This window comes from Roseobacter cerasinus (assembly GCF_009811755.1).
Taxonomy (GTDB): Bacteria; Pseudomonadota; Alphaproteobacteria; order Rhodobacterales; family Rhodobacteraceae; genus Roseobacter; species Roseobacter cerasinus.
Map to the genome: position 1 here is coordinate 221,109 of NZ_BLIV01000005.1, position 14,004 is coordinate 235,112.

The 14,004-nt window shown below is 54.3% G+C and carries 14 protein-coding genes; 3 read left to right on the forward strand and 11 right to left on the reverse strand.

Annotation, left to right across the window (positions count from 1 at the left end; all coding sequences use genetic code 11):
* Nucleotides 1–25: 25 nt before the first annotated feature.
* From So717_RS14105 to So717_RS14135, 7 genes are read right to left on the reverse strand one after another with little or no spacing between them, the layout of a single operon-like run.
* Nucleotides 26–742 (reverse strand): acylneuraminate cytidylyltransferase family protein, encoded by a 717-nt coding sequence (locus So717_RS14105; RefSeq protein ID WP_159978381.1) that lies wholly within the window; start codon nt 740–742, stop codon nt 26–28.
* Entirely contained in the window at nt 739–1,710 is a 972-nt protein-coding gene (locus So717_RS14110; protein ID WP_159978383.1) for a Gfo/Idh/MocA family protein, read from the reverse strand. Before So717_RS14110 ends, So717_RS14105 begins: the two co-directional genes overlap by 4 nt.
* Nucleotides 1,711–2,847: an acyltransferase family protein gene (locus So717_RS14115; protein ID WP_159978385.1), complete on the reverse strand. Its 1,137-nt coding sequence runs from the start codon at nt 2,845–2,847 to the stop codon at nt 1,711–1,713.
* Nucleotides 2,848–3,651, reverse strand: coding sequence for an SDR family oxidoreductase (locus tag So717_RS14120; protein ID WP_159978387.1), 804 nt, complete (start codon nt 3,649–3,651; stop codon nt 2,848–2,850).
* Nucleotides 3,648–4,895: a capsular polysaccharide export protein, LipB/KpsS family gene (locus So717_RS14125; protein ID WP_159978389.1), complete on the reverse strand. Its 1,248-nt coding sequence runs from the start codon at nt 4,893–4,895 to the stop codon at nt 3,648–3,650. The genes So717_RS14120 and So717_RS14125 overlap by 4 nt, the downstream gene beginning before the upstream one ends.
* A complete protein-coding gene (locus So717_RS14130; RefSeq protein WP_159978391.1) occupies nt 4,895–6,241 on the reverse strand; it encodes a hypothetical protein in 1,347 nt (448 codons plus the stop codon). Before So717_RS14130 ends, So717_RS14125 begins: the two co-directional genes overlap by 1 nt.
* A 40-nt stretch (nt 6,242–6,281) precedes the next feature.
* Nucleotides 6,282–7,256 (reverse strand): class I SAM-dependent methyltransferase, encoded by a 975-nt coding sequence (locus So717_RS14135; protein ID WP_159978393.1) that lies wholly within the window; start codon nt 7,254–7,256, stop codon nt 6,282–6,284.
* On the opposite strand from So717_RS14135, the gene So717_RS14140 reads away from it, so the two are divergent.
* Nucleotides 7,255–8,277 (forward strand): sulfotransferase, encoded by a 1,023-nt coding sequence (locus So717_RS14140; protein WP_159978395.1) that lies wholly within the window; start codon nt 7,255–7,257, stop codon nt 8,275–8,277. The genes So717_RS14135 and So717_RS14140 overlap by 2 nt on opposite strands.
* 12 nt (nt 8,278–8,289) lie before the next feature.
* Here So717_RS14140 and hisH read toward each other — a convergent pair whose 3' ends face one another.
* Genes hisH through So717_RS14155 form a run of 3 tightly spaced genes read right to left on the reverse strand, consistent with a single transcriptional unit; the run spans nt 8,290 to nt 10,617 of the window.
* Entirely contained in the window at nt 8,290–8,931 is a 642-nt protein-coding gene (gene hisH / locus So717_RS14145; protein WP_159978397.1) for an imidazole glycerol phosphate synthase subunit HisH, read from the reverse strand.
* Nucleotides 8,928–9,566: a NeuD/PglB/VioB family sugar acetyltransferase gene (locus tag So717_RS14150; protein ID WP_159978399.1), complete on the reverse strand. Its 639-nt coding sequence runs from the start codon at nt 9,564–9,566 to the stop codon at nt 8,928–8,930. Before So717_RS14150 ends, hisH begins: the two co-directional genes overlap by 4 nt.
* A complete protein-coding gene (locus So717_RS14155) occupies nt 9,556–10,617 on the reverse strand; it encodes an N-acetylneuraminate synthase family protein (RefSeq protein WP_159978401.1) in 1,062 nt (353 codons plus the stop codon). Before So717_RS14155 ends, So717_RS14150 begins: the two co-directional genes overlap by 11 nt.
* 153 nt (nt 10,618–10,770) lie before the next feature.
* Here So717_RS14155 and So717_RS14160 point away from each other — a divergent pair, with 153 nt between their 5' ends.
* Together So717_RS14160 and hisF are read left to right on the forward strand one after the other, a co-directional pair.
* Nucleotides 10,771–12,090 (forward strand): N-acetyl sugar amidotransferase, encoded by a 1,320-nt coding sequence (locus So717_RS14160; protein WP_159978403.1) that lies wholly within the window; start codon nt 10,771–10,773, stop codon nt 12,088–12,090.
* A gap of 10 nt (nt 12,091–12,100) precedes the next feature.
* A complete protein-coding gene (gene hisF, locus So717_RS14165) occupies nt 12,101–12,880 on the forward strand; it encodes an imidazole glycerol phosphate synthase subunit HisF (protein ID WP_159978405.1) in 780 nt (259 codons plus the stop codon).
* On the opposite strand, the gene neuC is transcribed toward hisF, so the two are convergent.
* Nucleotides 12,874–14,001: a UDP-N-acetylglucosamine 2-epimerase gene (gene neuC / locus So717_RS14170; RefSeq protein WP_159978407.1), complete on the reverse strand. Its 1,128-nt coding sequence runs from the start codon at nt 13,999–14,001 to the stop codon at nt 12,874–12,876. The genes hisF and neuC overlap by 7 nt on opposite strands.
* Nucleotides 14,002–14,004 lie beyond the last annotated feature (3 nt).

Here is a 14,004-nt window from a genome sequence, read left to right on the forward strand (position 1 = left end):
TGCTGCTGCAGATGTTTGGTTGGCTTCAATCGGACGATGAAGCCTGAGCAATTTTTGCCCGGCGCTGATCCTGCATGATCAATTCGACGATACGAAAATCAAGCGGTTCGTCTATATCAATCGAGCGTTCTCTTGGCATCACATGCAGCTTGGTCCGGCCTGACCAAAGGTTTCTTGTGAGACTTTGGCGGTGCCAGACATAGATGGACGCATTCATCGAATAGACTTTGGGGGCTGATTGCCTTGACGTGACTGGTCCTTCAAGGGGTTTGCACAGCCGAACACTGCCGTCCTGATCTACTTCGACCATGTTGAAGTACGGGTTTTTATCGGCTTCAAACCCGGTGATGACCGCATCGCAAGAGCTATCGAGAAGACCAAGGCATTGCTCGATATCCGATAACGCTCTCAACGGCGACGTCGGGTCCAGATCTATGACGCGGGAGAACTGAGCGTTGTCAGCCTCAACATGTTCTACCAAATGAAGTATTGCGTCCAGCTTGCCTGCTGTGTCTGTTGCCAGGGCGGCAGGTCTTAGAAACGGCACTTCAGCGCCGGCCAGACGCGCGACATCAGCGATCTCCTGGCTGTCTGTCGAGACACAAACCCGGTCAATCTGACCGCAGGCCAGCGCTTGTTCAATGGTGTATACAATCAGTGGTTTCCCCATCAGGGGGCGAATGTTCTTGCCGGGAACACCCTTACTGCCACCACGGGCGCAAATTGTAGCAATCGTGCTCATAGGCTGGCCTTTGCCTTAAGAGCCAAAGTGGCCGTTTCGAGCCCGGCTTCAATCCCTTGGCTGGTTGCCCCCCCTGACGCAATAGCGTCGAGCAGTTCCGACATGGCCGTCACATAGGTTTGGGCAACGTCAAAATCACCCGGGCAATTTGATAACACTTCACTTCCGTCAACTGTATCTAAGGTCATTTTCTTTCCTACCAGGTCCAGTCGAAGGGTTCCCGCCGTGCCGATGATATCATATCGACGTATCGGCTTTCGGCTGACGTAGTCGAGCCCCACGGTCACCAGCGATCTGCCTTTTTTTGAACTCAGGATTATCGTGGCGACCGCCTCTGAACGAATATCCAAAGCTTCCACAGATGCGGCAAAAGCGTGCACCTCGCCAAAGGGCCCAATTAGAAAATGCGCCGAGTCCAGTTCGTGGATCAAGTCGAAGATGACACCGCCACCCAATTGCGGGTCAGCGCTGTAGGAGCATCGATGATCAGTTCCTGGCCGCCAGTCAGGCAGATATTGACCAGCCTGGAAACTGGCGCGTGCAACGTGTCCAAGCGCGCCGGACCGGAGCAGGGCGTGAGCGTCTCGCATTGCTGGAAGAAACCGCAGGTTGCAGCCCGTCTGGCTCGGCGCGTCGTACGTTTGACTTGTGATCAGATCGCGGATCACGCTCACATCTGCTTCTCGTGTTACAGCAGGTTTTTCGAGGTAGATTGGCACGTTTTCCAGTATGCAAGGAGCCAGCGCTTCCATATGCATAGCCGACGGGGTTGCAATAACTGCAAGGTCGGGCCGCATATCGAGCGCCATCTTCGCAGAACCAACCACTGAGGCGCCAATGCCTTGGGAGTACTCATCCTCGATTGCGTCACGGCGTACGAGCGTGATCTCACAGTTTGGTTCAATCTGTCTAAGAGACTCAATATGGCGTCGCCCGATCGATCCGCTTCCGAAAACGACAGCTTTCATTCATCCACCCCGGGTAGGCCGTCCCGCAATCCAATAACGCAGGCGCCGATGATGTCTCTCGAAAAGCGCCCAAAGAACGATCGCGGCAATATTGCAGATCAGATAGAGAAAAACCAACCTTACCAGCTTGTCTTCAGGTCCAATTGTGAGTGCGTCGCAGAAATAGATAATTGAGTAGTGTATTAAATATAGAGAATAGGAATAATCGGCGAAGAACTGAATAGGTTTGCGGCCCAAAGGTTTCGTGATCTGCGCCGCCAGCACGAACATCAGTGATATGGCCGCGGCGATGAGAACATAAAGATTGAAATCGTAGACTACAGGCATTCCCGGTGCCAGGGATGGATGCAAGTACGATATCCAGATGAAGCGGACCGTTGCAAGCGCAAGGATACAGCCGACAGCTGTCGCCAGTATCAGTTTAAACCCAGCGTTTTGTGCTTGAAAAGTCGAGATGTGTGCCTCGAATTTCTGGCGGCTGCGGGCATACAAGACTCCAATAAGAGCCATGAAAACCCAAAGCAGACTCAACCCTTCGCCGGTTCCTGCGACAAAATTAAAAACAGGAAAGATCGCTGCTACTAGAAGAAAGCCCAAACCAAGTTTGCGTTTTTTTGAAGCGATGCCAAAGAAAATCAGACCAAAGGAAACATACAACCACCACTCGTTCGCAACTGTCCAGAAGGGTCTGGCGCTGCCAAAAGTCGAAAGCTTCGCTGCTTCAAGCCCGAAAACCTGATCAAGCAGAATACCTGGTGGGAACTGCTGCAACATAAAAAGGCTGGCAGCAAAATCCTGCACAGTGAAGTACTCAGCATAAGTTGACGCCGTCGAAAAACGCATGGTCAGCCCATCGAGTATGAGAACGGCGAATAAAGCCGGAACATAGGGCGTGAAAATCCGGAAGGCCCGGTCCAACAAATAGTCTCTAAAGTTGTATCGGCCAAGATCTGCCTTTTGAGTGCTGGTCGCTGCGATTAGAAAGCCCGATAGAATAAAGAAGATTATGACACCTAGGTCACCCAAACCGGTACGCAATCCGGGGAAGATCGAAAGTGACAGGATATGCCCGAGCAGAACGAAATGCGCAGCAAGCGCCCGTATCGCATCTAGAAGTGTCGATTGCCCTGGCGACATTTACCAAGCGCTCCAGCCGCCGTCGACCATAAGGTTTTGGCCTGTCACATAGGCCGAAAGATCGCTCGCAAGATATGCGATTGCGCCCTTTAAGTCCTCTTCTCTCCCCATGCGTTCAAGTGGCGTCCTTGCGGTATAACGATCAACAAAGACGTCGGGTTGCCCGCGGGAAATACCCCCGGGGCTTATTGCATTCACTCTAACCTCTGGCGCAAGCACAGTCGACAGCCAGCGTGTCAATTGAATAAGCCCCCCCTTGCTTGCGGCATAGGCCGCCGGATTCCCCATGGGCGTCCCGTCGTAAAGCGAAAGATCAGGGCCCAATACTCCGTAAAGCGACCCCAAGTTGATGACGCTACCGTGACCGCTCTCGCGCAGGGGCTTTGCAAGTGCTTGAACAAGCGCGAACGGGGCCGTCAAATTAACCTGCATGGCCTGGTTCCAAGTGTCGACGCTTTGATCTTCGAACCGGGTAACCCAACCTTCGAGGTCAGACGTGCCCACAAAGGCGGCATTGTTTACGAGGATACCAAGGGTGCCCTCCGTTTCTTTGAGGTTTTCGGCGATCACGTCAGGCAAATCGGCGTCCTTCAGATCACCGCCGAGCGCTTCTACCCGGTTTCCATGCACATCCCGCAGCATTGCTGTACATTCTTCAAGTCGCGGGGTGGGGAGATCAAGGAGAATGACCTCTGCGCCGAGTTCGAGCAGCGCCTCTGCGGCAGCAAGTCCGATGTGCCCTGCGCCTCCTGTGACAAGTGCCTTTCGTCCGGAAAGATCAGCCAAGGCCTGGATGGATTTCATTCAGCGGCCTCAATGTTTGGTAGATTTTCCAAGATACCATCGATTGTCTTCAAGACATGGTCCGTGGCGCGACCAATATCAGGCGCGCCTAAACGTGAAAGATCAGGTTTGGTCGGATGTTGCAACACGTCCAATGCTGCATCGATAGTCGGCACGTCGGTGGCCAGTCCCAGATCCGCATAGGGCGGATAGCCATCTGCATTGATCGTTACCACCGGCCTGCCAAGTAGAGCTGCTTGCAAACCGACCGTGGAGGTCTCTTGAAGAACGCAATCGCAGGCTGCCAGACAGTCTTCGATCGTCCAGCGTGAGGGCGGCTGCAAGGCTCGGCCAATTTGGCTTTCGTCTAAGATTTTCTTATTCGGATGCTGCCGGATCAGAATATGTGTTCCCGGTGCCTGTCTTGCCAGATTTTGCAGCATTTCAAGAATGTGTACAGGATTGGCGAAAGGCTTGCCCAATATCGAAACAGCAGACGACTGACAGACCCACAGTACCAAACTATCTGTATCCTGTAGGCCCAACTCAGACCGGCGCTTCCGTCGCAGTTTTTCAGACCTTGCTTTGGCAAGGGAGTCAAATGCCGGGTTGCCAGTGACCCAGATCCTCGATTGGCATCCTTTCGAGATTAGAAAATCCCGAACATAGCCTGAAAGAACGGAAACATTTTCTGCGTAGTCTGGCGCGCAGATGTATTCAGCTTCTGCTTGCAGAAATAAGTCCGATATCGCCAAAGACTCAATCTTCAGCCGCTTTGCCGCTTTTATCATGGCAAGCTCGGACCTGGGGCTGCTGGATGCAATGACCAGATTGGGGCAAGTGCGCTTCAGAAATCTCTCGAAACTGTGCTGTGGCATAAAACACTTACGCCCCAATTGCTCAAACTGTTCGAGCGCGACAGTCTGGCCGCTGTCTTCGGCCAGATCTCTTAGCCCAATCGCATGGTACGCTAGGTTTTCATCGTCTGTAATGTCCGGATGAGCTGCTGATGGCGCATATTGCCGGGCAAGGTCGATCCACTTCTGATCGGTCTCGTCTAACAAGCAGCAATATCCGGCGGCGGGCACGCCAGCGCGCTCGAAAGCTGCCCGAGCCGTGGTGAAGCCGATCACCTCCAACTCGATATCTTGCCGCTCCAGCAGGGCTTGGGCGATAGGGATAAGCGACTGGACATGGCCGCCGCCATAGCAGGCCATCATGACCTTTCTTGGCGAGCTTTGGCCGTTATCTCGCAAACGGGTCATCAGTGCGGCCGGAATGTCTTTGTGACGGTGTTGCCTTGAATATCGCTGGCGCCTACTCCGATCATCTCGACGTCATCGATAGGAAGCGTGTCGCCGTGAAACGCATAGTACCATACGTTCGGCACTTCACCGAAATCGAGATTGTCATGAATGAAGCGGCGCGATTTCGTTTGGATGGCGAGAAACGGTTGCGGTCCAAAAACCTTTCCTCTTTTTGCTTCGATCTTGATGTACGGCACATCCTGACCGGGGGTTTCCGGTACGAACTCCAGAGACAAGTCCAGGGCATCCTGCTGCCGCTCTTCCGTCAGCAACTGACTTTGAAAGGCTGATCGAGCCGGGCTGTAGTAAAAGTGCACGCCTGGATGCAGACGTGCACTTTCGCGTAGCATGTCCATGCCCTTACTGACCTCCGGTTCAAGATCACGCCAGTCGTGACTGCACATCCCGACAACGGTATCGTGTCCTTCAGCCGCGCGCGAAAAAGCGGCGTTCATCTCTTTTTGGGTCATCGGAGCGATGCGGCTGCGCAGATTGAGTGATCGCGCGATCAGGCGCCGGCATCGACCTTCCTTTTGGTAGTCATCGTGATCAGGGCGGTACACTCTCCAGTCACTGGGGGCTCGCCGCCAGTTCCCCGACCTGCCATTTCGAAAATCGATGGAAGCATCGAGATCGGCGGTGTCTTCTGTTGCCATGTTCGAGAAATCAAATGGAATGAACTGTTCTAGGAACCAATGGCTGTCTGGCCTCTCGGCCTGAAATCCCGCGCGATAGCTTGCGGGAAAAAACCCGCGCTCCAGAATCCGTCGAGACAAAATCGTATATAGATCGTCGTAGCGAAGGTAGTGTGTCGCACAGCGGTGCGCCTCTCGGTAAGTCGACACAGGATGGAAATGGAACTCAACCGCGTCCTGCGACCACGGTTGATCCTTGATCAAACCCATATAGCGGTCGTGAATATGGTGATGACCTATATCCCTCTTCCGGGGGTTCACATTAAAACCGACGTGGTCCATGCAGTACCACGTATAGACCCAGCCATTGCCTGCGCTATCGGGCAGTTTTTTGCGAAAAGCCTGCGCGGTCACACGGCCAAGCATCTCATTGACTTCTTCCCAGCTGCCCAATGTCCCATCTGCATGACTTTGCAGCGCCTGCGCGATGATCGGAGCTTTTTCGCCCAGATCGATTTCGCCTCTCTTCAATCGCTGAAGGTTGTCGAGTGTCGGTTCGACACCGCTGAGACCATAAAGTTCCTGCAGTCGCTCGAACTTTGCCTGCACAGGTTCAAACAGCGGTCCTTCGGTGTCGATGGTATGCACGATAAAAACACGACCGGACATCACTTATCCCTCAAAGTGTCAGCGACCTACTGGTCTCATCTTATTGATTTTGAAATGTTTTTGAATGGGTCGCGCTGATCTTTGGCACACGCGCATAGCTCTCACCACGCTCAAAAACCAGGAGGTATTCATAGAACGGGAGTCGGGGCGTCTCGATACTGTGAAAGGCTGCAAAATCCCCACGTCGCTCAAAATAGTGCTGGCCAACCAGTGTGTGACCCTGCCGGGACATGACTTCGAGCAATTCTTTGGTATCAGTGAAGAAATTTGGATGGTTCTTCTTTCGAGCACCAATTTCAGCCGCAAGCGCTTCTGTATCATCAGCATGATAGAGATCGTTCTTTCCGGTCACATAAAGCCTTCCCCCAGGGCGAACAACCCTCAGAAACTCGGTAAGCGCCTCGTCCTGTCGGGTTGCATCCAGAACCGCCAAACAGGCAAGATTGTCAAAGCTCTCGTCCGGGAATGGCAGCTCTTCGGCCGGCGAAACCACCAATCCCTCAATGGAGTCGTCAGCTTCCCAGCTCTCCCGTGCCGCACCTATCATCGCCTCCGATATGTCCAAGCCGGTGATTTTGAGGTTGCGAGCCTTGTAGAGAGGGAACATCCGGCCCCATGCACAGCCCACCTCCAGCAAACGACCCGGTTCAAAGCCGTAGCGATCAAATACACGATTGTATACCTCATCACCTTCCGTGTTGGGATCGCCTGCGACAACGTCGCTTGTACCTGCTCCTGCTTCTGCTACCCTGCTGCGCCAGTACTCCAGATACTGGCCGTTCCAATAGTCTTTTCGCGGATCGTCTTGCGTCATCAGTTGCTCCAAACAGGCTTGGGGTGAGGCGGAACTGGCCCGGTCGCCGACATTAACCACTAGTTGAAAGTTTGACGGCTGACCAGCCTGCATTCTCATTGCTTCAGGTGAAGAGAGGCGCTTCACGCCAATATCCGCAGTGGTTATAGCTGCTTTTGCACAACCTTTGTAGGAGGCCTGATTGAAACCTTGCCGCGCCATGCCAGCCTCAACGGATGAGACCAGACCTGTTTTCCTGTCGGGTGTTTACCGCAGTGGAACAACGTTCCTGACAGCCGTCGTGAACAATATTCCAGCTATTGCGGCTGCTTCATCCACCGTAAAATATCTGCGGTTTTGCTACCCGCATTTTTCGAACCCGGCTGACCCGGCCGAGCTTCGAAGGCTGTTAGAGCAAACGAATGAACGAGTTTCGAAACGCTGGGGCTTGCACCTTTCGGAGGAGGCGGTCTCATCTCAGCTTTCTGACGGACAGATCACCCATAGCCGGGTTTATGATGCCATCATGCAGTCGCTGCTTGTGGCGGATAAACCTGGTGCAACACGTTGGGCAGAAAAGCTTGCGGCGCAGTGGCGCGACATACCACTTTTCCTGGAGATGTTCCCGAAAGGCCAGGTCGTTCACGTGATGCGTGATCCCCGCGATGTGACAGCATCCTACAAGAAGATGACATATGAGCCTTGGCCCACCTATCTTGATGCAGCGCTGAACTGCAAGGGTGCCATGATGGAACTTCCCAACCTGCAGCGCACGCACGGAACAGATCGTATTCTGATTCTGCGTGCAGAGGATCTCGCAACCAATCTGCCGGGGGAAATGTGCAAGATTTGCGAGTTTCTCGGCGAACCTTATGTCGATGACATGGCGGATCTCAGCCGATTTTCAGAGATCAAAGGCGAGGCATGGCGCACCAATACATCCTTTGAAGAAACCGGGGACAACTACAGCAAGGCGACGTCGCGCTGGGAACGCCATCTCGACCCGGAAGAAGTCTTCCTGGTCGAAATGATATGCCAGCCCGATATGGCCGCGTTCGGGTATGAGGGCAGCGGGCTGGACATGGCCGCAATCTCTGCGGAACGCCTTGGGCAAATCTTCGCTGATCCATGGTTCGCGTCGCGCATGTCATACTACCTTACTCATGGTCGGCCGATGCAAGGTTACCGGACCGACCCGTATCAGACTGAAATGGAGATCGTCTTTGGAGCAGCGCGCGGATGACGTCTTTCTATCTCACAGCTGCAGGAAGCCCGCCAAAAAGGACTGACCGTCTAGCGCAGATCTCTCCGGGTGGAACTGGACACCAAAAATATGATCTCGAGCGATGGCTGCAGTCACCTGCGTTGTTCCAACATCCGTGACGGCTATGGCGGCCGCCTTTGAAGCACATTGCACCGCGAAACTGTGAACGAAGTAGTATGCCGCGCCGGGTCCAGCCGTTGCGAACGGTGTGCCATCGAAACTGTTGGGAAATGCCTCGCGAGGAGTGTTCCACCCGATGACAGGGACCCGTTCCGGCTTACCATCCTCTCGTTCTGCGGCTATTTTCGAAACCGTGCCCTCAAACACACCAAGCCCGCGATGGACGCCGAATTCCTCTCCGGTCTCCATCAGCAGCTGCATGCCAACGCATATGCCCAGAAAGGGCCGCTCCCGTTCAAGGTAACGCAAGACCGCTGCATCAAGACCCGTCGCTCTCAACTGTTCGGCGGCACGTCCAAATGCACCCACACCAGGCAGGATCAAACGGTCAGCGTTAGCAACGCTGTCTGGATCGGAGCTCAGTATGGGAGAGGCATTGCAACGTTTTAGCGATTCCATCACGGAAAAAAGGTTTCCGCTGCCATAGTCGACAATTGTACAGTTCAATGTCACCTTGTGGGGCCCTTGTGTTGGATTTTCCTTGCTGGCACACCGACGTAGGTGCCGCGTTCATTGATGTTCTCGCAGACGACAGCCCCTGCACCGATTACCGCCCAGTCGCAAACCGTTACGCCCGGTAAAGCGGTCGCATTGCTGCCAAGCAATACACCGGAGCCGATCCGTGCGCCGCCGCCGACAACACTGCCGGGTGCGAGATGGCAATGGTCCCCAATCACCGCGTCGTGCTCGACAATGGCCCCGCTGTTCACGATGATATTCCGCCCCAATGTGGCGCCGATGTTGATGAAAGCGCCTGCCAGCACCATTGTCCCTTCGCCAACGTGTTGCGAAAAGACGCGGGCTGGCTCCACAACCAGCTGGGAGAGATCATGTCCAATGGCGCGACTTTGATCGAAGATGCCCTGCCTGGCACCGTTGTCGCCAACAGTGATGAGCAGAGAGCGGTCTGTTACGCTGACCAGATCAGAAAAGAGAACCGGGATACCATCAACGCTGGAACCTGCGTGAGCGGCATTATCTGCAAAGCAAAGGTCCGTCACCCCGATTGACCGGGCTTGATGAGCAACCACACGGCCATGGGCTCCGGCACCAAAAAGACAAAGCCTTTGCGTATGCTCACTCGACATGCGCAAAATCCACCAGCGTACCTGCGGTGACGTCCTGGCGCAGGGTGCGTCCAACAAACAGGTCCAGCAGCGTGGGCGAAAGACCAAGACCAGGGCGCATAGCCGATAGGTCGGCCTCCGAGAGCCGATGCCCGCCCGGAAGATCAAGGCCGAACACGAGGCTTTTCTGCGCCACGGCTTTTACGTCTGAGACCGAGCCAATCTCGCGCTTGACACCATCTCCAAGGCCTTGTTCGATCTGTCTCAACAACGTGATCAAAGAGGCGAAATCCTCTGGTTCGATAGATGCGGCGTGGTCTGGCCCGGGTTGGGAACGATCAAGCGTGAAGTGCTTTTCAAGCACGCACATTCCAAGGCCACGTGCTACAAGTGCGGCGTAGGGGCCAACGGTATGGTCAGAGAAGCCTACCGGGCGGCCGAATGCTGCACTGAGCGCAGGCAAGCTGCGCAAATTCTGATCCTCTATCCGTGCCGGGTAATTCGACACGCATTGCAGGATCGCGATATCTCTCTGCTTCGGCTGGGTCAGTGTATCGATGGCCGTGGCAATTTCGGCGAGGCCACCCATACCGGTTGACAGCAGAATGGGAAGGTCAGACTGCGCCGCTTGTCGCATCAGAGGTACATTGGTGATTTCCCCCGATGGCCACTTCAGACAAACCGGATCCAGATTGACAACCAGCGCAAGGCTGCGGGCGTCGAAGGCGGTGGACATGAAGTCAATGCCAACGGTCTCACAGTGACGGCGCAGTGACCTGAAGGTGTCCTGATCAAGCTCCAGAGCGCGCAGCATGTCAGCCTGCGACCCGCCACCGGTCTGGGCGACTTGATAGTCCGCCTTTCTCGTATCTGCCCCGATCAAGTCCTCCGTACAAAACGATTGAAATTTGACCGCATCCGCCCCTGCTTGCTTTGCTGCATCGATCATCTGATGCGCGATCTGGGCGTCCCCGTTGTGGTTCACACCGATTTCGGCAATAACATAGCACGGATGGTCCGGGCCGACGGAACGGCCCTTCAGAGACAGGACGGGTGAAGAGCGGGGTATCATCGTTCAGCCTTTCGTGTAGGCGTTTTTTCGACCGGTTTTGCTGAGCATGGTCGAAGTGTTTGGGAACCGTTTGCGGGGTTGACAGCCTGCCGTCGCTCTTTCACTGGTCTCAGATGATATACCAACAATCTGATCCCGGGGGTCGATCTTTCCATGACATTAAAACCGAGCGCCTTGGACTGGCAAGTTGAACTGGAGGATTTCTCTCCTGAGAAGAACGATCCGCCCAGGCTGTACGGGCTGCCCGCAGATGTTGAGTTTTGTTCGTCTTGCGGCATCTCTAACCAGAGAGCGAACTCGAGCGTAGAGTTTCAGCATACACAGAGCTCTGTTAAGACGACGATCCGTTTTGATCAAGACCGAGTATGCGATGCCTGCCGCACCGCGGCAAAGAAGGAACGTGAGATTGACTGGGACGAACGGCGCGCAGAACTAAAGGTTCTCTGCGATCGCTTTCGCAGCCGCAATGGCTCGTATGATTGTCTTGTGCCGGGATCTGGTGGCAAAGACAGCTTCTACCAGTCTTGGATGCTGAAGTATGAGTTCGGCATGAACCCGCTGACCGTGACCTGGGCTCCGAACATATACACTGACTGGGGCCGTCACAACTTTGATGCGTGGATTCACTCCGGGATGGACAACTACAAGATGACGACATCCGGCCGGTCAAAGAGGTTGCTCACGCGGCTGGCTGTTGAGAACATCTTCCATCCATTTCAGCCATTTATCATTGGCCAGAAGTGCTTTGCACCGAAGATGGCGCTGCTGTTCGGCATTCCTCTGATATTCTACGGTGAGAATGAAGCAGAGTATGGCAACCCAATCGAAGACAACGCTGCCGCACAACGGTCATACGACTACTTCGCCGCCAAAGGTGATGAGGAAATGTATCTTGGCGGCGAAAGTATCGCTAGTCTGAAGGAAAATTTCGGTCTGAGCCAAGCCGATCTGTCGCCTTACCTGCCAGCCGATATGGCCCCCTTGCGCGACTTGAAGGCCGAGGTGCATTATTTGGGATACTATCTGAAATGGCACCCTCAATCCGCATATTACTTCGCTGTGAAAAATGGAGGGTTCAAAGCCTCGCCTGAACGCACCGCTGGCACATACTCGAAGTATAACTCCATCGACGATAAGATCGACGACTTTCACTATTATACAACCTACATCAAGTTTGGCATCGGACGCGCCAGCTACGACGCAAGCCAGGAAGTGCGCTCCGGCGATTTGGAACGGGAGGAGGCCGTTGCGCTCATTCGTCGATATGATGGCGAGTTCCCTGAAAGATGGGCGGAAGAGATTTTCGAGTATCTCTCGATTGATGAAGAAACCTTTCCGAAGGCTTCTGGCATGTTTGAACATCCCAAAATGGACCGCCGCTATTTCGAGGCGCTTACAGATCGCTTCCGTTCACCGCATCTTTGGAAAAAGGACGCGGAGACAGGTTGGTCATTACGTCACCGAGTAAGTTGAGGATTGCTGTATGCGCAATGTCCGCTTGATCGCACGCCTTGATATTAAGATGAACTGGCTGATCAAGGGCGTTCAGATGGAGGGCTGGCGCAAGGTTGGACCGCCAGATGAGTTCGCTTGCAAATATGCCATGGGCGGCGCGGACGAATTGTTGCTCATGGACGCTGTTGCCAGTCTCTACGAACGCAACAGTCTCTTGGATATTGTCAAACGCGTTGCAACGGACGTCTTTGTCCCTATGACAGTTGGTGGCGGTGTGCGCAGCGTTGAGGATGCGAAGGTTCTACTCAGCTCCGGTGCAGACAAGGTGGCGATAAACACAGCTGCAACGCGCGATCCTGGCTTGATTACAGCTCTATCGGACCGTTTTGGTGCTCAGGCCACTGTCGTGTCGATTGAGGCGATCCGGTCTGGGACGGACTGGCTTGCCATGACTGATAACGGAAGAAATCATACAGGGCGCAATGTTCTGGACTGGGCATGGGAAGCCGAGCAGGCTGGTGCTGGAGAGATTGTCTTGACCGCGATTGACAAAGAGGGCCTTGGCCTGGGCTTTGATGTTGAACTCGTCCGTCAGGTGAGCGAGAGGGTGTCTATTCCGGTTGTAGCATCGGGCGGACTTGGGTCAGCAAATCATTTAAAGGATCTGATAAAACTGACCGAAGTGTCGGGTGTCGCTGTTGCTCAAGCACTTCATTGGGATGTCTTGGAATTGGCGGACCTCAGGGATTGTTTGCGCAGCGAAGACGTTTTCGTTCGTCCCATTCCCAAGGAAGATGCAAATCAATAGCTATTCTGTTTCGAAAGCATTTCAGGGAAAAACTCGATTTCGTTCAATGCGCTCAGCAGCAATGTATCCGTACGGCCGTCTCCATAAACATTTTTTCCATCACAGGTAAGTTCAAGAGCCTGATCGATAGCTTTCAATATGGCAGGTTGATCGAACGTTAGGCAATCAATCGTATTGCTGTTTCGCTGACGATTGTTCTGCCTGCTACCGATGTTTACGCATGGAACAGAGAAACTCGCCGATTCAATGATACCTGAAGACGAGTTCCCTATAACCAGATCACAAGACGCCATTGTCTTGAGATAGTCCCGGCGTCTGAGATGGGTACAAACGCGAACATCCTTCGACGCATCGCTCATGTCGAGGACTCTATCTATCGCATCGCCACCAGCGTCAGAGTTGGGTCGAAGGATGATTGCTGAGAGGTTCGCTGAGTGGAGACCACCAAGAAGAGCTTCTATCTGCGCTCCCGCATCCTGTTGCTCCTGTACAACCGGGTGAAACACGACCAGCGCGATGGGCTTGGAGGCAGAGAGTTCGAAGGTGCGTCTGAGTTCTATCGGGTCTCTTCGGATGCCATCGGTCAACCCAACCAGCCCGGGCGCTCCCACGAGGACGATCCTGTCTTCGTGTTCTCCCATTTTCGCCAATCGTGCGGCGGCATCTTCGGTTGCAGGAAAGTGTATATGGCTCAACTTGGAAATGGCATGACGATAGCTTTCGTCGATCGTTCCGGATCGCTCGCCGCCGTGGATATGAGCGATGTGGATGCCCATGTTGACCGCAGCGATGGCCGCCGCCAGCATCTCGCCACGATCACCCAGAACCAGCACCAGAGCGGGTCGCCTTTTCTTCCACAGGTCCGCGAATCCCGCCAGCTCGCTTGCCATCGCATGGGCCATCTCGTGGCCATCGCGTCCAGAAAGGGCCACCGGGATCTGCGCTGCCATCCGTAGGCCGCTACGCTCAATATCAGACGTCGTGTGGCCATATTTGTCGATGAGATGCTGTCCGGTGACAATCACCTCCACATCATGTTGCGTTGACGCGTCAATCGTCTTCAGACAGCTTTCGACCAAGCCAAAATCCGCGCGACTTCCGGTCACATAGTGGATCAGCATCGG

Excerpts from the sequence above, each read along its gene's own strand:
- So717_RS14110 (WP_159978383.1), bottom strand. The coding sequence starts at position 1,710 with ATGAAAGCTGTCGTTTTCGGAAGCGGATCGATCGGGCGACGCCATATT.
- So717_RS14105 (WP_159978381.1), bottom strand. The coding sequence starts at position 742 with ATGAGCACGATTGCTACAATTTGCGCCCGTGGTGGCAGTAAGGGTGTT.
- So717_RS14140 (WP_159978395.1), top strand. The coding sequence starts at position 7,255 with ATGCCAGCCTCAACGGATGAGACCAGACCTGTTTTCCTGTCGGGTGTT.
- So717_RS14160 (WP_159978403.1), top strand. The coding sequence starts at position 10,771 with ATGACATTAAAACCGAGCGCCTTGGACTGGCAAGTTGAACTGGAGGAT.
- So717_RS14155 (WP_159978401.1), bottom strand. The coding sequence starts at position 10,617 with ATGATACCCCGCTCTTCACCCGTCCTGTCTCTGAAGGGCCGTTCCGTC.
- So717_RS14115 (WP_159978385.1), bottom strand. The coding sequence starts at position 2,847 with ATGTCGCCAGGGCAATCGACACTTCTAGATGCGATACGGGCGCTTGCT.
- So717_RS14150 (WP_159978399.1), bottom strand. The coding sequence starts at position 9,566 with ATGTCGAGTGAGCATACGCAAAGGCTTTGTCTTTTTGGTGCCGGAGCC.
- hisF (WP_159978405.1), top strand. The coding sequence starts at position 12,101 with ATGCGCAATGTCCGCTTGATCGCACGCCTTGATATTAAGATGAACTGG.
- So717_RS14135 (WP_159978393.1), bottom strand. The coding sequence starts at position 7,256 with ATGGCGCGGCAAGGTTTCAATCAGGCCTCCTACAAAGGTTGTGCAAAA.
- So717_RS14125 (WP_159978389.1), bottom strand. The coding sequence starts at position 4,895 with ATGACCCGTTTGCGAGATAACGGCCAAAGCTCGCCAAGAAAGGTCATG.
- So717_RS14130 (WP_159978391.1), bottom strand. The coding sequence starts at position 6,241 with ATGTCCGGTCGTGTTTTTATCGTGCATACCATCGACACCGAAGGACCG.
- So717_RS14120 (WP_159978387.1), bottom strand. The coding sequence starts at position 3,651 with ATGAAATCCATCCAGGCCTTGGCTGATCTTTCCGGACGAAAGGCACTT.
- neuC (WP_159978407.1), bottom strand. The coding sequence starts at position 14,001 with ATGCTGATCCACTATGTGACCGGAAGTCGCGCGGATTTTGGCTTGGTC.